The following is a 24,437-nucleotide window of genomic DNA, read 5'->3' as shown; positions in this document are numbered from 1 at the left end:
GCCCTAATTCCTCCACGGGAGTTCGCGGCTCTGACCCGATTCGACGCGCGAGTGGCCGTCGATTCCCGCTGCCGCGCCGACGTCGACCGCGATGTTGTCCAGCAACCTGGTGGTGCCGAGCTTGGCGGCGACGACCATCCTGGCGGCCCCCTCCGCGGGCGTCGGACCCAGCCACGGGTCCCTGATCTTCAGGTACTCGACCTCGAGCGCGGGGACTTCGACGAGCACGGCGCGGGCGGCGTCCAGCGCCTCGGCCGCCCCGTGCGAGGCCGCGTACATGCCCGCGAGCAGCGCCGCCGAAAGGGCTCCCGCCTGCTCGCGTTGGTCGGAGTCCAGATACCGATTGCGGGAGGACATGGCGAGGCCGTCGGCTTCCCGCACGATCGGCACTCCGACGATCTTGACGTCGAGATCGAGGTCGTCGGACATCTGCCGAATCAGCACCAACTGCTGGTAGTCCTTCTCACCGAAGAACGCCTGATCGGGTCGGACGATCTGCAGCAGCTTCAGCACGACGGTGAGCATCCCCGCGAAGTGCGTTGGGCGGGAAGCACCTTCGAGCTCGGCGCCGAGCGGGCCGGGCTGAACCGTCGTCCGTTGACCGTGGGGATACATGTCGGCTGCGGTGGGCGCGAACACGATCTCGACGCCCTCGCCCCGAAGCAGCGCCACGTCGTCGTCGAGCGTCCGGGGATAGGCGTCGAGATCCTCGCCAGCGCCGAACTGCAACGGATTGACGAAGATCGACACGACGACGACCGCACCAGGCACTCGCTTGGCCGTCCGCACCAGGGCCAGGTGGCCTTCGTGCAGCGCGCCCATCGTCGGGACGAGGACGACGCGTCGCCCGGTGGTGCGAAGCGCGCGGGACACGTCGGCGACGTCCCGGACCTTGGCGTAGACGTTGAGCTCACCCGCGGCGAACTTCGGTGGTTTGTGGACGCTCACGGGCGACCCCCTTCATTCGGCTGGTCTGCCAGCGCGTCGAACACGTCGGCCGGGGCGTGTGCCCGCTGTGCCGTCCTCAGCGAATTGGTCCGGTATGCCTGTGCGAGTGCGGAATCCACGTCCTCGAGGGCGTGGAGGTGACGGGTGACGGCGGCGGAGTCACCGCGGGCCACGGGTCCGGTCAGTGCGGACTGACCGCGTTGCAGCGCGTTCTCCAGCGAGGCCCGTGCCAGCGGTGCGAGGACGCGCTCGGCGATGCCGCCTGGAGCGTCGCCGACGGCTTCCTGGCCGAGGAGTTCCTGCCCGCGGAGTGCGGCGCGCAACGCCTCGACCGCGTCGAGCACGACGGTGACGACGTGGTTGCCCCCGTGGGCGAGGGCCGCGTGATAGAGCGGCCGGGCGTCCTCCGGCACGCCGAACGGCTCGCCGCCGATCTCCAGCACCAACGACTGGGCCACCGCGTGCCCCACGTCGTCGGCCGCGGTGATGCCGAAGCACGCGCCGGAGAGCCTGGTCAGGTCCTCGTCGGAGCCGGTGAACGTCATCGCGGGGTGGATCGCCAAGGGGATGCACCCGAGTTCGGCCAGCGGGGCGAGCACCGCGATGCCGTTCGCTCCAGAGGTGTGCACGACGATGGTGCCCGGCCGGACCGAACCCGTGGCGGCCAGTCCCGCGACGACTCCCGCGAGTTCGACGTCGGGGATCGCCAGGATCAGCAACTCGGCATTCGCGGCGACGTCCTGAACGGGCAGCACCCGGGTGTCGGGGAGTCTGCGCTCGGCCCGCTGGCGCGACGCCCGCGATATCGCGCTACAGGCGACGACGACGTGCTCGGCCCGCTCGAGGGCGACGCCGAGTGCCGTCCCCACCCGGCCTGCGGAGATGATGCCAACCGCGAGCCGGGCCGGACGCAGTCCGTCGGGCTGCACCATCGCAGACGACCTCGCAGGCTAGTGGTTGTGAGCGTCGAGACTAACTCACTCGTCGCGACGCCGACGACGGCCGCCTCCGGTGGCATTGGCCTGCAGACGAGCCATCAGCTCGGAGACCGGCTGACCGCCGATGTGCTGGCCCGCCGGTTCCTCCGGCTCGTCGGCGCCGCGATGGCGCGCGGGGGGCACTTCGGGAGCCTCGGGCTGAGGAGGAGCCGGAGTGTCCAGCGTCGGCGGTGTGCGGCGAGCGGCCTCGGCGTCCTCCGCGGCGGCCGCGTGGCGGGCGCGTCTGGCGGATTCCGCGGCGGTCTCCACTGTGTAGTCGCCCGTGTAGTGACGCCCCGGCCGGGGCGTGTCCGTCGGCGGCGACGTCATCACCGGTGGTGGGGTCACCGGCGGTGGCGTCACGGGCGGAGGTGGCGGTGGGACCTCGTCGACGGCGTCGGCGGTGTCGGGCTCCACGACGGGGGACGTCCAGTTGCTCCCCGGCGCTCCGGCGGGGATGAACTGCCCCTGGGCGGGAGCGGGCCGCCAATCCGATTCCGCGGGCTCGTGCCTGCCGACCGGCTCCCGAACGGGTGTGCTGGGCGGCGGCGGTTCGACGGGCATCCACGGCGTCCTCGGCTCCGGCGGCGGGACCGGGTCGGGGGCACGCTCCGGGGCGCGTCGCCTGCCCTCCGGCCGGGGTTCCTCGGCGGCGGGCGGGCGCCATGCGGCGGCGGCGCGTTCCTGCTCCGACGCGCGCCGGTGCGCACCGCCCGGCAGGAACGGAGCCCACTCGTCACCCTCGGGCTGCGGCTCCGCGGGCACGTCGATGATCGGGCTTTCCTCGGTGTTGGGATCGCTGTCGTCGGGCACGAAGGCGTCGGCGGCCGGCGCGTCCTGGGTGTCGATGCGGCTGCTGATCACCCGGCCGGGGCCGAAGCTCCGGTCGTCGTCGCGTTCCTGAGTCGCCTGCGGGACGGCGTCCCAGTCCCCGAACCTGTGCACGGTGGTTCGTTCGGTCTCGATGGCCGGCCTGCTCTGCAGGTCGGTGTCGAAGATGATCTCCAGATTCGCGCGCAGCGCCGCCAGTTCGGCGCGGAGGCTGGCCACCTCGTCGGACGTCTGGGCCCGCAGCTCCGAGGCGAGTTCGCGGCGCAGGTGCGTCTCGATGGACAACTCGTACTCGCGCCGCGCCGAAATCTCCCGATCGAGCTGGAGGTCGTACACCAATTTCAGGTCCCGGGACTTCGCCTGGTCCAGGTCGGCCTGCCGTCGGTAGATGAACGACACGAAGGCACCGACCACCGCCGCCCACAGCGCGACGACCACGGCAAGCTTCAAAAGGGCCACCTCGTCGGTGAACACCAGGGCCGAACTGGACACGATGGCAAGAACCAGCAAAGCCGTCAGCAGCAACGAGCCCGGCCTGCGGTTTCCGCGCCGCGCGCGGGCCCCACGAGTCGGTTCGGTCATGGGCCGACTGTACCTGTGACAGTCCTCATCGCGTACCGACCGCGTCGGCGATTCTCCTGGTCAGCTGCTCAGGCGAGCTAACCGAGCACGCCGTCGGCGTCGTCGGACGGCTCGTCCGGTGACTTGCAGCAATGCTCGAGCCAGAGGGCGGCGAGCACCAGGGCCAGCGCACTCAGGGCGGCCAGCACCGCACCCACCGTGCCTTCTTCGGCGACCCGAAGGACGCTCCGGTTCGGCACGAAGAATGCGCTCACCCCCAGCCACCAACCCAGGGCCAACGCTCCGACCCACGCGGACGCCTTCGCGATCATCACCGCGCGTGCCACGGCCAGCGGGTGCACCCGGCCGGGGCCGACGCCGATCTTGCCGTCGCCGATCTTGGACCTGAGGTAGAACCCCCAGGCCGCCACGGCGACGGCCACGCCGAGCAGCGACACTCCGGTCAGCACCCTGATCGGGGGGAACGACCCGAACAGCCGCCACGTGACGACGTAGCCGACGATCGCCACGACGACGGTCGCGATCGTCAGGTCCCGTTTGCGGGTCGGGACCATTCAGTGGACCAGCACGTCGGCGACGGGACGGACACCGTCGAGCTCGCCCGCGTCCAGGCCGGCGAGCAGCCGTCGGACCGGTTGCGACGCTCCGTTCACCGTCAGCGTGGCCTCCGGGTCGGCGGCGAGCCACGGGACGAGCACGAAGGCCCGCTGGTGGGCGAACGGATGCGGAAGCGTCAGCACCTCGTCGGCACTGGTCACCTCGTCGTCGCCCTCGTGGCAGGTGATCAGGTCGACGTCGAGAGTTCTTGGCCCCCAGTGGACGTCGCGCGTACGGTCCGCCGACCGTTCCAGTTCCTGACCGCGGCGCAGCCACGCGCGACAGTCCAGCGCGGCATCCTCGGCGATCACGACGGCGTTCAGGAACGGGCCCTGCTCGACGCCACCCCACGCGGCCGTCTCGTACACCGGCGACACGGCGCGGACGGCCGACCCGAACCCGTCGACCACCGACTGCAGGTAGGAAAGGCGGTCGCCGACGTTGGAACCGATCGACACGACGACGCGGGTCACGACGGCGTGCCGGCGCGCCCGCCGCGTCGCGATCGCCGCGCCACCACCGCCACGTCGGAGAACGTCAGCGGAATCGGCGCGTCGGGCTTGTGCACGACGACCTCGACGGCGTGCAGCCGCTCGTCGGCCATGACGGCGTCGGCGATCTCGGCGGCGACCGTCTCGATCAGGTTGCGGGGCGGGCCGGCGACGATGTCCGCCGCCAGCTGGGCCAGCGCCCCGTAGTCGACGGTGTCGGCAAGGTCGTCGCTGGCCGCCGCGGCGACGAGGTCGATCCACACGGTGACGTCGACGACGAAGTCCTGACCGTCGCGGCGCTCGTGGTCGAAGACGCCGTGATTTCCACGAACGGCCAAGCCGCGCAATTCGATTCGATCAGCCACGGCCTGCCTCACCCTCCCAGGTGGGTGCCGCTTCCCACGCCTCGACGACCTTCAGCGCGTCGACTGTCGCGGCCACGTCGTGGACGCGCACCCCCCAGGCGCCGTGCATCATCGCCAGCGCCGAGATGACCGCCGTCGCGGTCTCCCTGCCTGCCGGCGGCCGCAGTTCGCCGTCGTCGTCGGCCAGCAGTGCACCGAGAAAGCGCTTTCTCGAGGCGCCGACGAGCACCGGCAGGCCGAGGTCGACGATGTCCGGCAACGCCGCCAGCAACGTCCAGTTGTGCTGGGCCGACTTGGCGAAGCCAAGACCCGGATCGATGATCAGCTTTCCGGAGTCGACCCCCGCGGCAATCGCGGCGTCCACCGCGGCAGCCAACTCGTCGCGCACCTCGGCCACCACGTCGCCGTAGGGCGGTACGTCGTGCGGGCGGTCGGCGGCAACTGCTCGCCAGTGCATCAGGATCCACGGCACACCGGCCTCGGCCAACAGCGGCGCCATGTCGGGATCGGCTCGCCCACCGGAGACGTCGTTGACGATGGTGGCGCCGTTCTCCAGCGCCACTCGAGCGACGGCCGCGTGCATCGTGTCGATGCTGACCGTCACCCCCTGCTCGCTGAGCGCCTTGACCACGGGAGCCACCCTGTTGATCTCGGCGGCGGAGTCGACTCTGGTGGCGCCGGGACGCGTCGACTCACCGCCGACGTCGACGATCGCCGCGCCCGCGGCCGCCAACGCCATGCCGTGTTCGACGGCGCGGTCACGGTCGAGGTAGAGGCCGCCGTCTGAGAACGAATCGTCGGTGACGTTGACGACGCCCATCACCTTCACGCGTGTCGACGTCACTTGCGGAGGATGAGATCCAGCGCCTCGGACCGCGACGCGCTGTCGGTCTTGAACTGACCCCGAACCGCCGAGGTCGTGGTGCTGGCCCCCGGCTTGCGGATTCCGCGCATCGCCATGCAGAGGTGCTGGGCTTCGATCACGACGATCACGCCGCGCGGGTCGAGCTTGCGCATGAGCGCGTCGGCGACCTGCCCGGTCAGCCGCTCCTGGACCTGCGGCCGCTTCGCGTACATGTCCACCACTCTGGCCAGCTTGGACAGCCCCGTCACCCGGCCGTCGACGCCGGGGATGTAGCCGACGTGCGCGACGCCGTGAAACGACACCAGGTGGTGTTCGCACGTCGAGTACATCGGGATGTCCTTGACCAGCACCAGCTCGTCGTGTTGCTCGTCGAACGTGGTGTTGAGCACGTCGTCCGGGTTGGAGTACAGCCCGGCGAACATCTCCCGGTAGGCACGTGCGACCCGGGCCGGCGTGTCGAGCAGACCGTGCCGCTCGGGATCCTCGCCGACCGCGTACAGCAGTTCGCGGACGGCGTTCTCGGCACGCTCCTGGTCGAACGTCGCCGCCACGAAGGCATGCGAGTTGGTACTAGCGGGCTTCGTCAACGGAGCTCCGTTCGGTTCAGCCGGCCGAGTGCTTTGCGGGTCCGTCGTCACTGCTGTCGTCGACGTCGTCCTGCTGGTGCGGCGCGGGGCCGCCACCGCGCGGCGCGGGCGCGCCTGGCTGGGGATACGGCTGGTAAGGAGGATAGGGCTGCGGGTACGGCTGCTGGTAGCCACCCTGGTACTGCGGCGGCGGCGGTCCCCATCCCGACGGCGGAGGCGGCGGGTACTGCCCCTGTCCCTGCCCCTGCGGCGGGCCCTGAGGAGGCCAGCCCGGCGCGTGCCAGTTGGCGGGTGCGCCGTAGTTGGGCTGAGTCGGACCGCCGGGTGCGCCGTTGCCGGGTCGGCCGGGCGAGCCGTTCTGGCCGCCGTACCCGTTGCCGTTGGCACCGTTGTTGTGGCCGTTGGCGCCGTTCTGCGCCTCGGCAGCTCTGCTCGCGGCGGCGATCGCCGCCTTGAAGGCAGGCTCCTCCACGGGCGGCGGCCACGGCTCACCGCGTTCGATCGCCAACTCGCCAGGCGTCTTGATCGGCGGCTTCTCCGACGGCACGCGGCCACCGAAGTCGTCGAACATGGTCAGCCGCGGGCGCTTCTTCACGTCGGAGAAGATCGCCGCCAGCTCGACCCGGTGCAGCGTCTCCTTCTCCAGCAGCTCACCGGCAAGGATGTCGAGCACGTCGCGATACTCGGTCAGGATCTCCCACGCCTCGGTGTGCGCGGCCTCGATCAGCTTGCGCACCTCGTCGTCGATGATCTGGGCGACCTCGTGGCTGTAGTCGGCCTGCGTGCCCATCGAACGACCGAGGAACGGGTCCCCGTGCTCGGTGCCGTAGCGGACGGCGCCCAGCTTGGCGCTCATGCCGTACTCGGTGACCATCGCGCGGGCGATCTTGGTGGCCTGGTCGATGTCCGACGAGGCGCCCGTGGTGGGCTCGCGGAAGATCAGCTCCTCGGCTGCGCGGCCACCCATCGCGAACACCAGGCGCGCGATCATCTCCGAGCGCGTCATCAGGCCCTTGTCGTCCTCGGGCACCGACATCGCGTGCCCGCCGGTACGGCCGCGGGCCAGGATCGTCACCTTGTAGATCGGCTCGATGTCGGGCATCGCCCACGCCGCGAGGGTGTGTCCACCTTCGTGATACGCGGTGATCTTCTTCTCGTGCTCGCTGATGATGCGGCCCTTGCGGCGCGGTCCGCCGACGACGCGGTCGACGGCCTCCTCCAGCGCGGCACCGGTGATGATGGTGCCGTTCTCGCGGGCCGTCAGCAGGGCGGACTCGTTGATGACGTTGGCGAGGTCGGCGCCGGACATGCCGACCGTGCGCTTGGCGAGGCCGTCGAGATCGGCGTCCTCGGCGATCGGCTTGCCCTGCGAGTGCACCTTCAGCACCGCGCGGCGGCCTGCCAGGTCGGGGCTGGACACCGGGATCTGCCGGTCGAAGCGACCGGGGCGCAGCAGCGCCGGGTCGAGGATGTCGGGACGGTTGGTCGCCGCGATGAGGATGACGCCTTGGCGCTCGCCGAAGCCGTCCATCTCCACCAGCAACTGGTTGAGCGTCTGTTCGCGTTCGTCGTGGCCGCCGCCCATGCCTGCGCCGCGCTGGCGACCGACGGCGTCGATCTCGTCGACGAAGATGATGCAGGGGCTGTTCTGCTTGGCCTGCTCGAACATGTCCCGCACCCGGGAGGCGCCGACGCCGACGAACATCTCGACGAAGTCCGAGCCGGAGATCGTGAAGAACGGCACCCCGGCCTCACCGGCGACGGCGCGGGCCAGCAGGGTCTTGCCCGTGCCGGGCGGACCGTAGAGCAGAACGCCCTTCGGGATCTTCGCGCCGAGCGCCTGGTAGCGCGTCGGGTTCTGCAGGAAGTCCTTGATTTCGTAGAGCTCTTCGACGGCTTCGTCGACGCCCGCGACGTCGGCGAACGTCGTCTTGGGCATGTCCTTGCCCAACTGCTTGGCTTTGGACTTACCCATGCCGAAGCCCATCCGGCCGCCGCCACCCTGCATGCGGGAGAACATCACGAACAGACCGACGAGCAGCAGCAGCGGCAACAGGTAGATCAGCAGGGATCCGAGGACGCTGCCCTGGTTGACCATCGTGTTGGTCTTGACGTTCTTGGCGTTCAACGCGTTGAACAGTTCGACCCCGTACCCCGTCGGGTACTTGGTGATGACCTTGTCCTTGCCTTCGGTGTCGCCGTTCGCGCTCTTCAGATCGAGGCGAACCTGCTGTTCGCGATCGTCGATCTGGGCGGAGTTGACGTTGTCGCCGTTGATCTGGCTGATCGCCACCGAGGTGTCGACCGGCGTGTAACCACGGGTGTCGTCACTGAAGTAGTAGAAGGACCAACCCAGCAACAGGACGACCGCAATCGCGGTCAGGGTGCGGATGACGTTCTTACGGTTCATTCGTTGTCTTAGGCCAGAGGGCTCTCGAGCTGAGTCGAGTCCGGCCACGTCCTTCCGATAAGCGCAGGTTGGGTGAATCAAGGCTACCGCTTGACCAACGATCGACGGTTCCCGACGTCTCGTGCTTGGCTCAGCTGGTGATCACCCCTACTCAGCGGCTAGTGGAGACCAACGGCGTGACGTTGCGCGTGACCGAGGCCGGTGACCGCGGGGCGCCCGTCGTCGTGCTCGCGCACGGCTTCCCGGAACTCGCGTTTTCGTGGCGTCATCAGATCCCGGCGCTGGCCGCGGCCGGGTATCACGTGCTGGCCCCCGATCAGCGCGGCTACGGCGGTTCGTCGGCGCCGTCGGAGATCGAGGACTACGACGTCGTGAAGTTGACCGGCGACGTCGTGGGACTGCTCGACGACGTGGGTGCGGAGACGGCGGTGGTTGTGGGCCACGACTGGGGTTCGGTGGTGGCCACCAACTTTCCGTTGCTGCACCCGGATCGCGTGTCGGCGTGCGTGACCATCAGCGTGCCCCCGATCCCCCGTCCCGCGGTGCGGCCGACGGAGGCCTGGTGCAGGGCGTTCGGCGACAACTTCTTCTACATCCTCTACTTCCAGGAGCAGGGGCCAGCCGACGCCGAACTGTCCGCCGACCCCGCCCGCACGATGCGCAGGCTGATGGGCGGCATGCGGTCCTCCGACAGCACGAACGTCTTCCTGGAGATGGCGACGCCTGGTCCGGCGGGCTTCGTCGAGCGGTTGCCGGAACCGGACGGGCGCCCCGACTGGATCACCGCCGACGAGGTCGACCACTACGTCGCCGAATTCACCAGGACGGGATTCACCGGACCGCTGAACTGGTACCGCAACTTCGACAGGAACTGGGAGCTGACGGAGACCACCCCGTCGCCGACGATCGCCGTGCCCACCCTGTTCATCGGCGGCACCGCGGATCCGGCCCTGGAGATGACGCCGCGCGACCGCGTCCGCGACGTGGTGTCGGGACCGTACCGGGAGGTGCTCGTCGACGGGGCAGGTCACTGGCTGCAACAGGAACGCCCGGCCGAGGTCAACGCCGCGCTGTTGGAGTTCCTGGGCACCGTCTGAGTGGACGGTAGGGTGCGTGCCATGCCGAAGCCTCTGACTCGACTCCTCCTGCTCGCCGGAGCGGCGCTGACCGCCGTCGCAGTCGTCGGCTGCGACGCCACCGCGGCTCCGGCGGCGGTGCCGGGGACGGCCGCACCACGCCAGGTCACCGTGATCGGCGAGGGCAAGGTCGACGGCACGCCGGACACGCTGACGATCAGCCTCTCGATAGCCGCGACGGCGCCCGACGCGATCGGCGCGTCCAATCAGACGAGCAGCAGGGCCAACGCGGTGACCGACGCACTCGTCGGGCAAGGCGTCGACCGCAAGGACATCAGCACGACGACGGTGACGTTGCAGCCGCAGTACGGCTCCAACGGCACCTCCATCGTCGGCTACCAGTCGAGCAACTCGATAGACGTCAAGGTCCGCAAGATCGACACCGGACCCCAGGTCCTGGCCTCGGTCACCACCACCGGCGGGGACGCCACCCGGATCAACTCGGTGACGTACTCGATCGAGGACGACTCGCAGTTGGTCAAGGACGCGCGCAGCCGGGCCTTCGACGACGCCAAGAGCCGGGCTCAGCAGTACGCGGAACTCTCCGGCCTCGCCCTCGAAAAGGTGCTGTCGATCTCGGAGACCGGTGGCGTGACCCCGCCGCCGCCGTCGCCCATTCGCTACGACGTGGCCGCCGAGGCCGCGCCGATGTCGCCTGGCCAGCAGACCGTCGGCTTCGCCGTCACGGTCGTCTGGGAACTGGGCTGAGCCGCTTCTTCAGACCACCGCCGCGATCTGCACCGGGATGCCGTTCAGCACCGCGGTGCCCGACAGCGGATCGACGGTCAGCCCGTCGTTGAGCTGGTTGACGTTCACCCCTGGTTGCCCGGTCGCCACTGATTGGACGGTGCCGCCGAGGTCGTGACCCCAGCCGTGCGGAAGTGACACCACCCCGCGCCGGATGCGGTCGGTGAGCTCCACCGCGACGACCAGTTCGCCACCCGAGCCCTTCACCCTTGCCTGGTCGGCGAGGCCGAGCTCGTCGGCGTCGTCGGGATGAATCTGCAGCGTGCAGCGGTTCGTCCCGCCTGCCAACGCGGGCAGGTTGTGCATCCAGCTGTTGTTCGACCGCAGGTGCCGCCGGCCGATCAGCACGTAGCCGTCGACGCGGTCCGACGACACCGACGCACGGAGCCGTCCGGCGTCGGCGACGAGCAGGGCGGGCGCCAGGTCGACCTTGCCCGTCGGGGTGCGCAGCACTTCGGCCAGGCGCGGACGCAGCGGCCCGAGGTCGACGCCGTGCGGGGCGTCCTTGAGCGCCTGCAGGGTCAGACCGTCGGGGTTGGCTCCGAAGCCGTCGCCGTAGGGGCCGAGCCGCAACATCATGTCGAGCCGACGCTCGTAACCCGGTCCCGGCGGCAGCATCGCCGTCAGCTCGTCGACCGAGCGTCCCGCCACCGGCGAGGTGGGGTCGGCGACCTCCTTGCCGAGCGTCGCCGCGATCACCTGCTCGTCGACCAGCGCCGGGTCGGCGTCGGGCCCGAGGCCGGCGATCGTCAGCGCCAGCCGGGACAGGATCTCCGGCTCGCCGGGTTGGCCGTCGGCGAGTGGCAGCACCGGCGGCGAGTAGCGGGCGTTGTTGCGCACCGCCGCGTTGGCGAGGGCGATGTCGTAGTGGGCGCTGCGCGACGGCGGCGGCGGGGGCAAGATCACGTCGGCGTGGCGCGTCGTCTCGTTGAGGTACGGGTCGACGCTGAGCATGAAGTCCACGCCGGTGAGCGCGCGGCTCAACCGGGCTCCGTCGGGGGCGGACAGCACCGGGTTGCCCGCGACCGTGATGACGGCCTTGACCTGGCCCTCCCCCGGTGTCTCCAGCTCCTCCGACAGCGCCGTCACCGGCAGCTCGGAGAGCACCTCGGGGAACCCGGAGACCCGGCTGTGCCACCGTCCCACCAGAAATCCGCGGCCGGGGCGCGGCGGTCGGGGCGCCGCGCCAACGGGTGACTGGGGGAACATCACCCCGCCGGGCCGGTCCAGGTTGCCCGTCAAGACGTTGAGCACGTCGACCAACCAGCTTCCGACGGTGCCGAACTCGACGGTCGAGGTGCCCATCCGGCCGTACACGGCGGCGACGGGGGCGGCGGCGATCTCCCTGGCGACCGCCCGAATCTCCTCGGCGGCGACACCGCAGTGGTCGGCGACGTGCTCGGGTGCGAATTCCCGTGCCAGCGCCTGCAATTCGTCGACGCCGTCGACGAGATCCGCGAGATGCCCGAGGTCGACGAGATCCTCGTCGAACAGGGTGTGCACCATGGCGAACAGCAGCGCCGCGTCCGTTCCGGGCCGGGGCGCGACGTGCCGGTCGGCCAACTCGGCGGTGCGGGTCCGCGCCGGGTCGATCACCGTCAGCCGGCCGCCACGCTTCTTCAGGGCCTTGAGCTTGCCGCCGAAGTCGGCGGCGGTCGCCAGGCTCCCGTTGGACACCAGCGGGTTGGCGCCGATGACGACGAGGTGCTCGGCGCGGTCGAGGTCGGGCACCGTGAACGCCATCGGGTTGCCGAACATCAGCCCGAGCGCGACGTGCTTGGGCATCTGGTCGAGGGTGCTGGCCGAGTACACCTGCCGGGTGCCGAGACCTCGGATGATCAGCGGGACGTACAGCGATCCGGCGATGGTGTGGGCGTTCGGATTGCCTGCGTACACCGCGACCGACGACCCGCCATGCTCGGCGAGCACGGCGCCCAGTCCCGCCGCGGCCGCCGCGAAGGCCTCGTCCCAGCCGACCTCGACCAGTTCGCCGTCCCGGCGAATCAGCGGACGGGTCAACCGATCCGGATCGCCGTCGAGTTCGCCGAAACTCGCCCCCTTGGGGCAGATGAAACCCGCGCTGAAAACGTCCTCGCGGTCACCGCGGGCGGCGACCACCCGAAGCGCGGTGTCGTCGACCTCCAGGGTGAGCCCGCAGGTGGCTTCGCAGAACGGGCAGATCCTCAGCGCGGTGCGGGTGTCGACCATTCCTGCATTGTGCGCCGCGAACGCTAGGGCGTCTCGTAGACCTTCGGATCCAGAAGGCCGATGTACGGCAGGTCGCGGTATCGCTCCGCATAGTCCAGGCCGTAGCCGACGACGAACTCGTTGGGGATGTCGAAGCCGCACCAGTCGATGTCCAGGTCGACCCGGACGGCATCGGGTTTGCGCAGCAGCGTGCAGACCTTCAGCGACCGCGGATGTCGGGTGGCGAGATTGCGTAGCAGCCACTTGAGTGTGAGCCCGGAGTCGACGATGTCCTCGACGATGAGCACGTCACGGTCGTTGATGTCGCGGTCGAGGTCCTTGAGGATGCGCACCACGCCCGAGGACGACGTCGACGAGCCGTACGAGCTGACCGCCATGAACTCGAGCTGCGTGGGCAGCGGGATCGCGCGAGCCAGGTCGGTGACGAACATGACCGCGCCCTTGAGCACGGTCACCAGCAGAAGGTCTTGCCCGTTTTCGGCGACCGATTCGCGGTAGTGCGCACCGACGATCGCGCCCAGCTCTGACACCCGCTTCTGCACTTCGGGCTCGGAGAGCAAAACCGATTCGATGTCGCCGGGATACGGGTCCGCGGCAGTTGGCTCGGGCACGGCAACAGCGTGCCACGTCAGAGCATCCACGACCAACTAGTCCGTCGACCCGTGGCGTCACACGCACTCGACGCGAAGGACCAACGCGCCGCCCGTCCGCTCGGCGAACAGCCGCTGGTTGCGCAGTGCCGAACCCACCGCGACGCCACCGCGTCCGCGCCAGTCGACGACGAGGCGGTCGACCCCACGGATCTGCCCGTCGGTCAGGTCGCTGCCGCCACCGCCGAGCAACCACGACCGGATGACGCGGCGTCGCAGCGCGGCGGGCAACCCCGACAGCGGCGCGACCTCGAGTCGGGAGTGGACTCCCTTTCCGGAGCGGATCTCGGCGAGCGCGTCGGCGGCAATGGCGTCCAGGGCCTCGGTGTCCTCGCGGAGGCCGGTGGCGGTCCGCGCCAGCGCCTCGGCCACCCCGCCGCCGAGGACGTTCTCCAGCAGCGGAAGCACCTCGTTGCGCAGGCGCACCCTGGTGAATCTCGGGTCGACGTTGTGGGGGTCGTGCCACGGGGTGAGCCCCAGTTCCTCGCACGCACCCAGGGTTACGACCCGGCGCACCCCGAGAAGCGGCCTGCCCCACGGCGGGTCGTGCGGCAGCATGCCCGCGATCGACCGTGCGCCCGAACCCCTGCCCAGTCCCAGCAGCACGGTCTCGGCCTGGTCGTCCAACGTGTGTGCGATCAGCACGGGCGCGCCGCCACGGGCCCCCTCGAGCGCCGCGTAGCGGGCGACGCGGGCCGCCGCCTCCGGCCCGCCCCGACTGCCGACGTCGACTCGAATCACCTGGGCCGCAACGCATCCCAATGCCACGGCGTGATCTCGGGCCGTAGCGGCCACCGAATCCGAGCCGGCCTGCAGACCGTGGTCGACGATCAGCGCGACCGTCGGGCGCACCAGGGCGGCGGCAGCGGTCAGGGCCAGCGAATCGGCACCGCCGGACAGCGCAACGCACCATTGCTCGTCGGTCGCACAGAAGCGGCGGGCGAACTCGTCGACCGCCCTGCGAACCGTCGCCATGGGACCAGGGCGATCCATGGCTACAGGTGATCCATCACTACAGGACTCTGGCGATCCATCGCCGTGGGTCGTCGACCTCCGCCGGCAACGGCAGTGTCTCGGGGCTCGTCCAGACGGTGTTGAACGCGGCCATGCCGACCTCGCCGACCACGTGGTCGACGAACGCCTTGCCACGGGTGTACTGGGCCATCTTCGCATCGACGCCCATCACCGCGCGCAGAATGCGTTGCAGCGGTGGCTGTTTGCGCTGTCGCCGTTCGTTGAAGCGCCGCCGGATGACCGCGACCGACGGCACCACCTTGGGCCCGACGGCGTCCATCACGTGGTCGGCGTGACCCTCGAGCAGGGTGCCGAGAACCAGCAGCTGGTCGAGCGCCTTGCGCTGCGGCTCCGACTGGATGGCCCGAAGGAAGCCGACGATGCCCTCCGAATGCGGTTGCGCCTGAGCGTCGTTCGCGCGCTTGCTGCGGACGAACTCGCCGAGCCGGCCGACCACCTGGGTCAGCTCCTGACCCTTGTCGTCGGTCACGACGGCCAGCGCCGCCGACATGTGGTCGGCCAACCACGGATTGGCCCGGAACTGAACGCGGTGGGTGACCTCGTGCAGACAGACCCACAGCCGGAAGTCCGTCGGCGACACCCGGAGTTGTCGTTCGACGGCGATCACGTTGGGGTAGACGAGCAGGAGCTCGCCGCCGTTCGCCGCAAAGGGGTCGTACTGCCCGAGGATTCCGGACGACACGAACGCGAGGACGCCACCGGTCTGCGCGCCGGTCACCCTGCGCGTGATGATGCTTCCGGACGGTTCGCCCTGGCCGCCGCCGGTCATGACGCGCATGGATTCGGTTGCCGCACGGACCCATTCGGCCCTGTCGATGATGCGCGCCTCGGTGACTGCGGCGCCCTCGTTGAGACCCGTCACGTCGCGCACCGGGCCTTCCGCCTCGCGTGCGGACGTCGCGAGCTGGTCGACCGCCTGCCGCCTGGTGTACTCCGTGACCGGCGGTGCCGGCCTGACGAGTTTGGACCCGACGGTGGCGGCGAAGTCCCAGTCGACGGTGTGGCCGACGGTGACCGGGGACGCCGCGCTCATCGGCCGCACCCGCACGTGCGCAGCGCGGCGGCCACCGCGTCGATGGCGGTGCGGCCCGTCGGGCCCGCATTGTTGGAGATCATCGAGAACGTCAACACCCTGCCACTGTCGTCGGTGACGAAGCCCGCCAGCGCATTCGTGCCGGTGAGGGATCCCGTCTTGGCTCTGAGCAGACCCACCGCGTCACGGCCCGCGTCGGTGTCGAGGAAGCGGTTGGAGAGCGTGCCGCTCCCGCCCGCGATGGGCAGCAGGTCGACCAGCGGGCGCAGGTCGTGGTCGTCGAGTGTCGCGTTGCCTGCCGCCGCGTTGACCACCTCGTCAAGCGTCTCGGCCGTCAGCCGGTCGTCGACCGACAGCCCGCTCGAGTCCATCAGCGTCGCGCCGTCGGTGTCGACGCCCGCCTTCCCGAGCTGGCCGAGCACCGCCGCGACGCCACCGTCGAAGCTCTGCGGCTTCCCGATTGCGGCGGCGACTTCCCGACCCGTCGACTCGGCCATCACGTTGTCGGACTCGCTCATCATCTGGCGCAACCGTTCGATCAGCGGCGGCGACTGCACGGACGCGACGTCCTTGCCCGTCACCGGTGTCGGTCGCACCGTGACGGCCGCCGGGTTCAGTCCGAGCGCGACGGCGAGCGCCCGGCCCGCGTCGAGCGCGGGGGTGGTCGACCGGGCCGAGTCGACGCTGACCGGCTGGGTGCGGCCGCCGTCGAGCATGACCGCCTCCATCGGGGCGATGTCGCCGCCGTCGATGTCGAGCGGGTCCCAACCCCGCGCCAGCGTCGGCCCGCTGTAGGCGCTGGCGTCGACCTGGACGACCTTCGGCACGACGCCGGAGCTGCGGACCTGGTCTGCGAGGTCGGAGATGCGCGCCGCGCCGCGATACCAGGTGTCGACGTTCTTCGGGGCGGCCGACAGCGTCGGGTCGCCACCGCCCTTGAGCACGACGAGCCCCGGCGACGCGGTCTGGTCGGGGGCGACGACCGTCGTCGTCAAGCGGGCGTCCCTGTCGAGGGTCAGCAGGGCCGCAGCCGTGGTCAGCACCTTGTTGGTGGACGCCGGTTGCATCGGCACCGACGCACCGCGAGCCCACAGTTCCCGGCCGGTCATCGCGTCGGTGACGCGGCCGGTGAACGCGCCGAGGTCGGGGTTGGCGACGACGGGCCCCAGCACGGCGGCAAGGCCCGCGGGCGTCGGCACGGGTGCCGAGTCGGCAAGGGGCGTGACGGCGGGCGCGGCGGTCACCAGCGCGGGTTGCGGTGCGACGGCGACCTTCGGCGCTGCGGGTGAGCGGGCGCTTGAGGTGACGAACGCGGCGGCGACGACGACCGCGGCGACCAGAAACAGCACCAGCACGCCGACCCATACGTGGGTGGATCGTCGCCACCGCGTGGGCGCCATGAGTCCGATGATCGCTCTCCTGATCGGTGGGGCTGCCGCGCAGACCCCGCAAGTGCAGGGTATCGCTCGTCTATGGTTGACCCGCGTCGTCACCTGACGACCTCTTGACGCTTTGCAGACGAGAAGGAGCCGGCGGTGCAGTTCGACGTCGTCATCGAGATCCCCAAGGGGTCGCGCAACAAGTACGAGGTGGACCACGAGACCGGCCGGGTCAAGCTCGACCGTTACCTCTACACGGCGTTCGGCTACCCCGCCGACTACGGGTTCTTCGAGAACACCCTCGGCGAGGACGGCGATCCGCTGGACGCGCTGGTGCTGCTGCCCGAGTCCGTCTTCCCCGGGTGCGTCGTCGAGGCGCGGCCGGTGGCGATGTTCAAGATGACCGACGAGGCAGGCGGCGACGACAAGCTGCTGTGCGTGCCCGCCGGGGACCCGCGCTGGGACCACATTCAGGACTTGGCCGACGTGCCGCCGTTCGAACTCGAGGCGATCAAGCACTTCTTCGTGCACTACAAGGACCTCGAGCCGGGCAAGTTCGTCAAGGCCGCCGACTGGGCGGGCCGCGAAGAGGCCGAGGCGGAGTTGCAGCGTTCGGTGGAGCGGTTCAAGCCCCACTAGTTGCCGCCGAGCGTGGAGTTCTGTCACGCCATACTCGGGAATGCGTGGCCAAAGTCCACACTCGGCACGAATTAGCGCAGACGTAACACTCGGTAACGCGTACGTGGCTTCGGGCTCTCATCCTGGGGACGTGCTCTTACACCAGGGAATAGGCCTCGACGCATTCAACGCGTTGCCGGAGCGCAAGGCCGTGCACGCGCTGTACGAGTGTTGCAACAGCATGACGATGGCCAGGCACCTGGCGTACGGCCGCAGCTACCCCGACCACGACGCGCTGTTCCGCCGGGCCGACGCCCTGCTGTTCGCCCTTCCGGAGTCGGCTGTCGACCAGATTCTCGACGCGTGCCCCGAGCTGGGTCGTCGGCCGCGCAGCGAGAAGAGCCAGGCCGAACAGTGCGCGTTGTGGCACGACGACGCCGCGGTGATGACCGAGCTGGCGGAGTCGGCGCACGGGTACGCCACGCAGTTCGCATTCGGTTTCGTGATGTACGTCGGTGGACTCGACGCCCTCGCGGTGTTGACCACGTTGACGGACCGACTGCACAACGACGTCGAAACCGAGCGCAAGGTCGTCCGCAACGAGCTGGCGAAGATCAACCGGTCGCGGCTGGAGCGCATGCTCGGGCCGGAAGGCGGCTACCAGAACTGGTAGGCAGCTTCGGCGCCCACCAGCCGCCCGATCGTGAATCCCCCGACGCCTGGCTCGCGTTTCGCGTCGCGCATTTCACGATCGCGCAGCGCCTGACCGCCGCATGATGGTGCGATGAGCACCATTCACGGCCACTGTGATCCGCGTTTTCACCGGGTCGCCGACGCGCTCGACCAAGCGATCGCCGACGGGGAGGAACTCGGCGCCGCCATCGCGATAGACGTCGACGGTGAAACCGTCGTCGACGTGTGGGGTGGTCACGCCGATGCGGCGAGAACTCGGCCGTGGACTGGCGACACCATCGTCAACGTGTGGTCCTCGACCAAGACGGTGACCGCACTTGCCGGCCTGATGCTGGTCGACCGTGGCCTGATCGAACCCACCACGAGGGTCGCCGAGGTGTGGCCGGAGTTCGGCTCGAATGGCAAGGCGCACGTCGAGTTTCGTCACTTCCTCACCCATTCGTCAGGGGTGTCCGGGTGGGACCAGCCGGTCACGACCGAGGATCTCTACGACTGGGACAAGTCGACCGCCATGCTCGCGGCGCAGGCGCCGTGGTGGGAGCCGGGCACCGCGTCCGGCTATCACGCGCTGACGCACGGGCACTTGATCGGCGAGGTGCTGCGTCGCGTCACGGGCACGACCCTCAAGCAGTTCGTCGCCGAGGAGATCGCCGGACCACTGGGCGCAGACTTCCAAATCGGCGCTGCGGTGAGCGATTTGGACCGCATCGCCGAGATCGTGCCTGCCCCCAATCCGATGGAGGGCCTTCCGCCGTTCGACGAGTGGCCCGAGCCGATGGTGAAGACCTTCACCGGGCCGGCGCCCGACCCTACGGTGGCCAACACGTCCGCCTGGCGGGCTGCCGACATCGGCGCGGCGAACGGCCACACCAACGCCCGAGCACTCACCCGCATCCTCTCGGCGATCTCGTTGGGCGGCACCGTGAACGGTGTCGAGCTGTTGCGCCCCGAGACCGTCGAGCGGATCTTCGACGTGCACTGCGACGGGCCCGATCTGGTTCTCGCCCGGCATCCGATCCGGTGGGGCCTGGGGTTCGGCCTGCCACAGCTGGAGACCATTCCGTACATCCCCGACGAGAAGGTCTGCTTCTGGGGCGGCTGGGGTGGCTCGTGGGAGACGATGAATCCCGATCGCCGGATGACGACGGCATACGTCATGAACAAGATGGGTCCCGGCGTCGAGGGTTCTGAGCGCACCGCCCGCTACACGAGGTTGATCTACGACGCGGTTTCTTGACTCGTACCGGAGGCCATCCCCGCGAGATGCCGCCCGATCGGTAGCGCGGCTGTCGCAGCAGGCGACGGTGAATTCAGCACGTGGATCATCCGGTCGGTCCGCTCGACGACGAAGTCGTGGACCAGCGCGCCGTTGCGTCGCACGGCCTGGGCGCGGATGCCTGCCTCGTGCGGCAGGAGGTCGCCCGCCGCCAATCCCGGTGCGTACTTCCGACATTCACGTAGATAGCGACGCTTGAACAACGAGTTGCCCACCTCGGTGACGCCGAGTCGCAGGTTGGCCCTCGCCACTCGCCACAGGCCGGGGAACGCCGCCATCCTGGCCACGTCCCGCGGGTTGACCGAGAACTTGGGATAGCCCTCCCTGGCCAGCCCGAGGACCGCGCTCGGCCCGACGGTGATGGCGCCGCCGATCGTCGGGCTGAGATGCACGCCAAGGAACGGCAGGTCCGGATCGGGAACGGGGTAGATCAGTCGCTGCACGAAACCCGCTCGCGCCGACGGCAATCGAAAGTACTCCCCGCGGAAGGGAATGATCTGCACGTCCACCGGCACCCCGGCCATCTCGGCGAGCCGGTCCGCTTGCAGACCCCCGCACACCACCAGCCGGTCACACGTCACGGTAGTCGCCCGGGTCGAAACCGACACTCCGCGAGCATCTTCGGCGATGGCGACCACTCGCTGCCCGGTGAGCACCGTGCCACCGGCACCGCGGACCAGGTCGGCTAGGGCCTCGGACACCAGCGTGTAGTCGACGATGCCGGTCTTCGGGAGATGGAGGGCGCCGAGACCTACGACGTTGGGCTCCATTTCGGTCAGCTCGTCGCCGCCGACCCGTCGGCAGGCGATGCCGTTGACCTCGGCCCTGTCCTCCAGCGCCGACATGCGCGCGAGTTCTTCGGCGGTGGTCGCGACGATCAGCTTGCCGCATTCGTCGAACGGGATTCCGTGGTCGGCGCAGAACTCCTTGGTCGCCCGCTCACCGGCCTTGCAGAATCGCGCCTTCAGGCTGCCGGGCTCGTAGTAGATGCCCGAGTGGATGACTCCGCTGTTGTGCCCGGTCTGATGTGCCGCGACCGACGGCGCCGCCTCGAGCACGACGACGGTGGCGTCGGGCTCGGCCTCGAGGAGGTGGTGCGCCGTCGAAAGACCGACGATGCCCCCGCCGATGACGCAGTACGTGAAACGAGCCATTGCCGAACCGTACTCGACGTCTCGTCAGGCCAGGACGGGCTTCTTCTTCGCCCGAATGCGCTTGGCGTAGTTCATCCCGGGCTTCTCGATCAGGTAGTAGGTGAGGGAGCCGAGGGCGATCATCACGAACAGTACGAGCACGATGTTGAGCAGCATTCCCGGCAGTGTGTCACCGGCCATCCACCCGATTCGGCCCAGCACCAGCAATATCGGGAAGTGCCACAGATAGGCCGAGAGCGAGATCTCGCCGACGAAGCGGATCGGCCGAAAGTCCAACGCCGTTGCCAGCCGGGACTTCTTGTGACGGGCCAGCGGCGCCACGATGACGAGGATCATCAGCGCGGCCACGACGGCCACGCCGGTCGTCACGAACTGGTTGGCGAACACCAGCAGCGCTCCGCAGACCACGACCGCCGGCAGGATGGCGACGGCGCTCAGGGCCCGGATCCGGCGACTCAACCGCTCTGGCAGCTCGCCTTGCTCCATAGCGATGAACAGAACCGCCGCGAACATGCCGAGGGCGAAGTTGTCGGCATTGGTGAGGTAGCTCTTGGTGTACACCGCGGCCCAATTCGGACCCCAGTTCAGCAGCAAGAAGTCGGTGGTGCCTGCGTGCTCGAAGACCAACGGCATGAACGCCCGCCCGACCAGGCCGACGACGAGGAGGACCACGGGCACCGCGGCGGCCAGTATCAGGGGATTGACGGAAAGCCGCTTGCGCAGCCTGAACGCCACCAGGAACAGCAGCGGCAGTGAGACGTAGAACGCGTATTCCAGCGTCAGCGACCACGACGGGTTGATTCCGGTCTGAATGTAGGCCGGGAAGTAGGACTGCGTCAGGGTCAGGTTCGCGATCAACATTCCGGGATCGGTGATCATCCCGGTGCCGTCGTCGGTGCCGATCGGCTGCAGAGCGGGATTCTCGACGTACGAGGCCTGCAGCACGAAGTTGACGAACAGAAAGATCAGCAAGTACGCGGGCAGGATCCTGGCGAGTCGGTGCACCGTGTAGTCGGTGACGTTCGGCAGGGTGGCCGCGGCGCGATCCTTGACGAGGTTGCGAATGAACGGCAGCGAGATCAGGAATCCGCTCAACACGAAGAAGTAGACCAGCGAAAAACCGAACACGTTGGTGTGCCAGGTGCCCGCGGTCTTCGGCGAGTAATGCCCGGTGACGTGTGTGACGGCGACCATCAGGCACAGCACCCCGCGGACGCCGTCGAGCCCGATGATGCGCGCTCGCAGGGGTCGCGCCGGAGCTGGCTCTGGGGTGCCTGAAGTCGGGGTCGCGCTGGTCATGTCCTGCGACATCTGATCTTCACACCCTTACCGCTCGGCCCTTGGCTGCCGAGACTCGCCAGTTGTTCGACCCGGAAAGGATAGCTTGCGAACTCCGCTACTGCATTCGACGTCGGATTACGCACGGCAAACGAATTGCTGCCCCGTACTGGCCCTCGCACGCCCAGGCGAAGAGTTTGCTGGACTAACGGTTCACGACGTTGGCCAACGGCTCGCCGCGCACCAGCCTCCCGACGTTGGCGGCGACGTCGGCCACGCGACCCTGGAACGTGTCCGCGGTGACGCCCGAGGAGTGCGGCGTCATCAGCACGTTGGTCAACTCGTGAAAGGGCATTTCGCTTGGCGCCGACTCGCCGCCTCGCGACGGGTAGCGATACCAGACGTCGATCGCGGCTGCGCGCAGATGACCCTCCCGCAGCGACTCGTACAGGGCCCTCTCGTCGACCAGGGGGCCGCGGCCGACGTTGACGAGCACGCCGTCGGGACCGATCAGCCGCAACTCGCGACTCCCGAGCATGCCCTCGGTGGCCGGAGTCAGGGGCGCGGAGAGCACCACGACGTCGGATTCGGAGAGTAGGGCGTCGAGTCTCGAGGTGTCACCGACCCAGGACAAGCCGTGCGCGGAATCGCCGACGCGACCGGATCCCGTCACGGCCGCGCCCTGGGATCCGAGTGCGCTAAACAGCTCCCACGCACGCTGGCCGATGTGGCCGAATCCGACGAATCCGACGCGCGCACCCCGCAGCGTGGGCAGTTGACCGATGGCATCGTCGTACACCGGCGTCGCCCACACACCGCGGCGAAGCGCGCGGTCCTGGGCCAAGAAGTTGCGACGCAACATGATCGCCGCTGAGAGGACGTACTCCGCGATCGAACCTTCGTGGTGAAACGCGTTGGCCACCAGCACGTCCGGCGGCAGGGCCGCGAAGTCGACCTTGTCGGTGCCTGCGCCCGCGACGTGAATGAGGCGCAACTTCTCCGCCTCGCCCACCATCGCCGCGGTGAACCTGCTGCCGACGTAGACCTCGACGTCGCGCAGTTCCTCACCCAACGTCTGCGGGTCCTGTCCGGCGCGCCACACCACCTCGACACCCGCGGGCAATGCGGCGTCGAACCGATCCCGATGCGGGGCAAGGTTGGCGTCGGCGACCAGGATCTTCATCCGTCAGCTCCGATGCAGCGCGGGCCGTTTGGGGTCGAACGCCCAGCCGGGAATCAGGTACTGCATGGCCACCGCGTCGTCCCGTGCGCCGAGCCCCTCGGTGAGATACAGCTGGTGGGCGGCGGCGACGGCATCCTCGTCGAGCTCGACGCCGAGCCCAGGCGCATCCGGAACGTCGAGGTATCCGTCGACGATCTCGTACGGGCGCTTGGTGATTCGCTGGCCGTCTTGCCAGATCCAGTGGGTGTCGATGGCCGTCACGTCACCTGGCGCGGCGGCGGCGACGTGGGTGAACATCGCCAGTGACACGTCGAAGTGGTTGTTGGAGTGCGATCCCCACGTGAGACCCCAGGCATCACAGAGCTGCGCGACGCGGACCGAGCCGGCCATCGTCCAAAAGTGCGGGTCGGCCAGTGGGATGTCGACGGCGCCGGCCCGAATCGCGTGACCGAGCTCGCGCCAGTCGGTCGCGATCATGTTGGTGGCGGTGCGCAAGCCCGTCGCACGCTTGAACTCGGCCATCACCTCACGGCCGGAGAACGCGCCCTCGGGTCCGACCGGGTCCTCGGCGTAGGCCAGCACGCCGTCGAGTTCCCGACACGTCCGCACGGCGTCCGCGAGCAGCCATCCACCGTTGGGATCCAACGTGATTCGCGCGTCCGGGAATCGGTCGGCCAACGCGATGACCGCCTTGGCTTCGTCCGGCGCCGGCAGAACGCCGCCCTTGAGCTTGAAGTCGCGGAACCCGTACCGGTCCCGCGCGGCCTCGGCCAGTCGGACGATCGCGTCGGGTGTCATCGCCTCGTCGTGGCGGATGCGCTGCCACTCGTCGGCGTCGGCGGGTTCGTCGGCGGCGGATCGGTAGGCCAGGTCCGTCTTGGTGCGATCGCCGACGAAGAAGAGGTAGCCGAGCGCCTGCACGCGCTGACGCTGCTGACCCTCCCCGAGGAGCGCGGCGACGGGCACCTCGAGGTGCTGGCCGAGGAGGTCGAGGAGCGCCGACTCGACCGCCGTCACCGCATGCACGGTGACGCGTAGATCGAAGGTCTGCTTGCCGCGTCCGGCGGCATCGCGGTCGGCGAACGTCCGGCGAATGTCGGCGAGGACCGCGTGATGGTCGCCGATGCTGCGGCCTTCCACGATCTGCCTGGCGTCGTCGAGCGTACGGCGGATGGGTTCACCACCGGGCACCTCGCCCACCCCGACGTTCCCGTCGGAGTCGGTCAAAATCAACAGGTTTCGGGTGAAGAACGGCCCGTGCGCCCCGCTCAGGTTCAGGAGCATGTCGTCGCGGCCGGCGATGGGAACAACCCGCATGGAAGTGACGACGGGGGTCCGGTGTGACGACGGCCTCATGCCGTCAGCCTACAAATGCCATTTGATGCCCGTCCAAC

General features: G+C 69.2%; 24 protein-coding genes. 5 read left to right on the top strand and 19 right to left on the bottom strand.

What is annotated here, in order from left to right; translation table 11 throughout:
* Window positions 1–3: 3 nt before the first annotated feature.
* The 9 genes from panC to ftsH all read right to left on the bottom strand — a co-directional run bounded on the left by panC (window position 4) and on the right by ftsH (window position 8,653).
* Window positions 4–948 carry a pantoate--beta-alanine ligase gene (panC, locus tag ASD37_RS16520; protein ID WP_056552922.1) on the bottom strand — a complete coding sequence of 315 codons (945 nt, stop codon included), beginning with the start codon at window positions 946–948 and terminating at the stop codon, window positions 4–6.
* Entirely contained in the window at window positions 945–1,880 is a 936-nt protein-coding gene (locus tag ASD37_RS16515; RefSeq protein WP_056552919.1) for a Rossmann-like and DUF2520 domain-containing protein, read from the bottom strand. Before ASD37_RS16515 ends, panC begins: the two co-directional genes overlap by 4 nt.
* Window positions 1,881–1,925: 45 nt before the next feature.
* A complete protein-coding gene (locus ASD37_RS16510; RefSeq protein ID WP_056552916.1) occupies window positions 1,926–3,338 on the bottom strand; it encodes a DUF6779 domain-containing protein in 1,413 nt (470 codons plus the stop codon).
* A gap of 77 nt (window positions 3,339–3,415) precedes the next feature.
* Complete coding sequence (locus tag ASD37_RS16505) at window positions 3,416–3,892, bottom strand: DUF3180 domain-containing protein (RefSeq protein ID WP_056552912.1); 477 nt, start codon at window positions 3,890–3,892, stop codon at window positions 3,416–3,418.
* The gene (folK, locus tag ASD37_RS16500; RefSeq protein WP_056552909.1) at window positions 3,893–4,408 is read right to left on the bottom strand and encodes a 2-amino-4-hydroxy-6-hydroxymethyldihydropteridine diphosphokinase; all 516 of its coding nucleotides are present in this window, start codon (window positions 4,406–4,408) and stop codon (window positions 3,893–3,895) included. It lies immediately after the preceding gene.
* Window positions 4,405–4,791 (bottom strand): dihydroneopterin aldolase, encoded by a 387-nt coding sequence (gene folB / locus ASD37_RS16495; RefSeq protein ID WP_056553518.1) that lies wholly within the window; start codon window positions 4,789–4,791, stop codon window positions 4,405–4,407. Before folB ends, folK begins: the two co-directional genes overlap by 4 nt.
* Window positions 4,784–5,611, bottom strand: a complete 828-nt coding sequence (folP, locus tag ASD37_RS16490; RefSeq protein WP_056553515.1) for a dihydropteroate synthase — start codon at window positions 5,609–5,611, stop codon at window positions 4,784–4,786. Before folP ends, folB begins: the two co-directional genes overlap by 8 nt.
* Window positions 5,612–5,631: 20 nt before the next feature.
* Complete coding sequence (gene folE / locus ASD37_RS16485) at window positions 5,632–6,207, bottom strand: GTP cyclohydrolase I FolE (protein ID WP_056552906.1); 576 nt, start codon at window positions 6,205–6,207, stop codon at window positions 5,632–5,634.
* A gap of 52 nt (window positions 6,208–6,259) precedes the next feature.
* On the bottom strand, window positions 6,260–8,653 hold the full coding sequence (ftsH, locus tag ASD37_RS16480) for an ATP-dependent zinc metalloprotease FtsH (RefSeq protein ID WP_056552903.1): 2,394 nt from the start codon (window positions 8,651–8,653) through the stop codon (window positions 6,260–6,262).
* 137 nt (window positions 8,654–8,790) lie between these two features.
* Here ftsH and ASD37_RS16475 point away from each other — a divergent pair, with 137 nt between their 5' ends.
* Window positions 8,791–9,750 (top strand): alpha/beta fold hydrolase, encoded by a 960-nt coding sequence (locus ASD37_RS16475; protein WP_156720902.1) that lies wholly within the window; start codon window positions 8,791–8,793, stop codon window positions 9,748–9,750.
* Window positions 9,751–9,771: 21 nt separating this feature from the next.
* Entirely contained in the window at window positions 9,772–10,497 is a 726-nt protein-coding gene (locus ASD37_RS16470) for an SIMPL domain-containing protein (RefSeq protein ID WP_056553510.1), read from the top strand.
* Window positions 10,498–10,506: 9 nt separating this feature from the next.
* Here the strand turns inward: ASD37_RS16470 and ASD37_RS16465 are convergent, their stop codons facing one another.
* From ASD37_RS16465 to dacB, 5 genes are read right to left on the bottom strand one after another with little or no spacing between them, the layout of a single operon-like run.
* Window positions 10,507–12,744, bottom strand: coding sequence for a molybdopterin-dependent oxidoreductase (locus ASD37_RS16465; RefSeq protein ID WP_056552900.1), 2,238 nt, complete (start codon window positions 12,742–12,744; stop codon window positions 10,507–10,509).
* A 23-nt stretch (window positions 12,745–12,767) separates the two neighbouring features.
* Window positions 12,768–13,355, bottom strand: a complete 588-nt coding sequence (gene hpt / locus ASD37_RS16460) for a hypoxanthine phosphoribosyltransferase (RefSeq protein ID WP_156720901.1) — start codon at window positions 13,353–13,355, stop codon at window positions 12,768–12,770.
* Window positions 13,356–13,412: 57 nt separating this feature from the next.
* Complete coding sequence (gene tilS, locus ASD37_RS16455; RefSeq protein WP_056552894.1) at window positions 13,413–14,387, bottom strand: tRNA lysidine(34) synthetase TilS; 975 nt, start codon at window positions 14,385–14,387, stop codon at window positions 13,413–13,415.
* Window positions 14,388–14,406: 19 nt separating this feature from the next.
* Window positions 14,407–15,462 carry a zinc-dependent metalloprotease gene (locus ASD37_RS16450; protein WP_056553507.1) on the bottom strand — a complete coding sequence of 352 codons (1,056 nt, stop codon included), beginning with the start codon at window positions 15,460–15,462 and terminating at the stop codon, window positions 14,407–14,409.
* On the bottom strand, window positions 15,459–16,862 hold the full coding sequence (dacB, locus tag ASD37_RS16445; protein WP_056552891.1) for a D-alanyl-D-alanine carboxypeptidase/D-alanyl-D-alanine-endopeptidase: 1,404 nt from the start codon (window positions 16,860–16,862) through the stop codon (window positions 15,459–15,461). The genes ASD37_RS16450 and dacB overlap by 4 nt, the downstream gene beginning before the upstream one ends.
* 135 nt (window positions 16,863–16,997) lie before the next feature.
* On the opposite strand from dacB, the gene ASD37_RS16440 reads away from it, so the two are divergent.
* Both ASD37_RS16440 and ASD37_RS16435 read left to right on the top strand, forming a co-directional pair.
* Window positions 16,998–17,480, top strand: coding sequence for an inorganic diphosphatase (locus tag ASD37_RS16440; RefSeq protein WP_056552888.1), 483 nt, complete (start codon window positions 16,998–17,000; stop codon window positions 17,478–17,480).
* Between the two features lie 130 nt (window positions 17,481–17,610).
* The gene (locus ASD37_RS16435; RefSeq protein ID WP_056552885.1) at window positions 17,611–18,132 is read left to right on the top strand and encodes a 2-oxo-4-hydroxy-4-carboxy-5-ureidoimidazoline decarboxylase; all 522 of its coding nucleotides are present in this window, start codon (window positions 17,611–17,613) and stop codon (window positions 18,130–18,132) included.
* Here ASD37_RS16435 and ASD37_RS31515 read toward each other — a convergent pair.
* A complete protein-coding gene (locus ASD37_RS31515; protein WP_156720900.1) occupies window positions 18,117–18,254 on the bottom strand; it encodes a hypothetical protein in 138 nt (45 codons plus the stop codon). The two genes, ASD37_RS16435 and ASD37_RS31515, sit on opposite strands and share 16 nt — an antisense overlap.
* On the opposite strand from ASD37_RS31515, the gene ASD37_RS16430 reads away from it, so the two are divergent.
* Complete coding sequence (locus ASD37_RS16430) at window positions 18,244–19,389, top strand: serine hydrolase (RefSeq protein WP_056552882.1); 1,146 nt, start codon at window positions 18,244–18,246, stop codon at window positions 19,387–19,389. The two genes, ASD37_RS31515 and ASD37_RS16430, sit on opposite strands and share 11 nt — an antisense overlap.
* Here the strand turns inward: ASD37_RS16430 and lhgO are convergent.
* The 4 genes from lhgO to ASD37_RS16410 form a co-directional block, all read right to left on the bottom strand.
* Window positions 19,371–20,582, bottom strand: coding sequence for an L-2-hydroxyglutarate oxidase (gene lhgO / locus ASD37_RS16425; protein ID WP_056552879.1), 1,212 nt, complete (start codon window positions 20,580–20,582; stop codon window positions 19,371–19,373). The two genes, ASD37_RS16430 and lhgO, sit on opposite strands and share 19 nt — an antisense overlap.
* 24 nt (window positions 20,583–20,606) lie before the next feature.
* Window positions 20,607–21,893, bottom strand: a complete 1,287-nt coding sequence (locus ASD37_RS16420; RefSeq protein ID WP_056552876.1) for an acyltransferase — start codon at window positions 21,891–21,893, stop codon at window positions 20,607–20,609.
* A 172-nt stretch (window positions 21,894–22,065) separates the two neighbouring features.
* Complete coding sequence (locus ASD37_RS16415; RefSeq protein WP_056552874.1) at window positions 22,066–23,043, bottom strand: 2-hydroxyacid dehydrogenase; 978 nt, start codon at window positions 23,041–23,043, stop codon at window positions 22,066–22,068.
* A 3-nt stretch (window positions 23,044–23,046) separates the two neighbouring features.
* Window positions 23,047–24,399, bottom strand: coding sequence for an enolase C-terminal domain-like protein (locus ASD37_RS16410; RefSeq protein ID WP_056552871.1), 1,353 nt, complete (start codon window positions 24,397–24,399; stop codon window positions 23,047–23,049).
* Window positions 24,400–24,437 lie beyond the last annotated feature (38 nt).

Origin of the sequence: Mycobacterium sp. Root135 (assembly GCF_001426545.1) — a bacterium.
Lineage (GTDB): Bacteria > Actinomycetota > Actinomycetes > Mycobacteriales > Mycobacteriaceae > Mycobacterium.
Note: the sequence above shows the minus strand (reverse complement) of the source record. Positions and strands in the feature narration are given on the sequence as shown.

What these genes read in the sequence shown, in the direction of transcription:
- ftsH (WP_056552903.1), bottom strand. Translation starts at nt 8,653, where the DNA reads ATGAACCGTAAGAACGTCATCCGCACCCTGACCGCGATTGCGGTCGTC.
- lhgO (WP_056552879.1), bottom strand. Translation starts at nt 20,582, where the DNA reads ATGGCTCGTTTCACGTACTGCGTCATCGGCGGGGGCATCGTCGGTCTT.
- ASD37_RS16415 (WP_056552874.1), bottom strand. Translation starts at nt 23,043, where the DNA reads ATGAAGATCCTGGTCGCCGACGCCAACCTTGCCCCGCATCGGGATCGG.
- ASD37_RS16505 (WP_056552912.1), bottom strand. Translation starts at nt 3,892, where the DNA reads ATGGTCCCGACCCGCAAACGGGACCTGACGATCGCGACCGTCGTCGTG.
- ASD37_RS16450 (WP_056553507.1), bottom strand. Translation starts at nt 15,462, where the DNA reads ATGAGCGCGGCGTCCCCGGTCACCGTCGGCCACACCGTCGACTGGGAC.
- folP (WP_056553515.1), bottom strand. Translation starts at nt 5,611, where the DNA reads ATGGGCGTCGTCAACGTCACCGACGATTCGTTCTCAGACGGCGGCCTC.
- dacB (WP_056552891.1), bottom strand. Translation starts at nt 16,862, where the DNA reads ATGGCGCCCACGCGGTGGCGACGATCCACCCACGTATGGGTCGGCGTG.
- ASD37_RS16515 (WP_056552919.1), bottom strand. Translation starts at nt 1,880, where the DNA reads ATGGTGCAGCCCGACGGACTGCGTCCGGCCCGGCTCGCGGTTGGCATC.
- ASD37_RS16410 (WP_056552871.1), bottom strand. Translation starts at nt 24,399, where the DNA reads ATGAGGCCGTCGTCACACCGGACCCCCGTCGTCACTTCCATGCGGGTT.
- ASD37_RS16510 (WP_056552916.1), bottom strand. Translation starts at nt 3,338, where the DNA reads ATGACCGAACCGACTCGTGGGGCCCGCGCGCGGCGCGGAAACCGCAGG.
- tilS (WP_056552894.1), bottom strand. Translation starts at nt 14,387, where the DNA reads ATGGATCGCCCTGGTCCCATGGCGACGGTTCGCAGGGCGGTCGACGAG.
- ASD37_RS16465 (WP_056552900.1), bottom strand. Translation starts at nt 12,744, where the DNA reads ATGGTCGACACCCGCACCGCGCTGAGGATCTGCCCGTTCTGCGAAGCC.
- ASD37_RS31515 (WP_156720900.1), bottom strand. Translation starts at nt 18,254, where the DNA reads ATGGTGCTCATCGCACCATCATGCGGCGGTCAGGCGCTGCGCGATCGT.
- ASD37_RS16470 (WP_056553510.1), top strand. Translation starts at nt 9,772, where the DNA reads ATGCCGAAGCCTCTGACTCGACTCCTCCTGCTCGCCGGAGCGGCGCTG.
- ASD37_RS16430 (WP_056552882.1), top strand. Translation starts at nt 18,244, where the DNA reads ATGAGCACCATTCACGGCCACTGTGATCCGCGTTTTCACCGGGTCGCC.
- ASD37_RS16420 (WP_056552876.1), bottom strand. Translation starts at nt 21,893, where the DNA reads ATGTCGCAGGACATGACCAGCGCGACCCCGACTTCAGGCACCCCAGAG.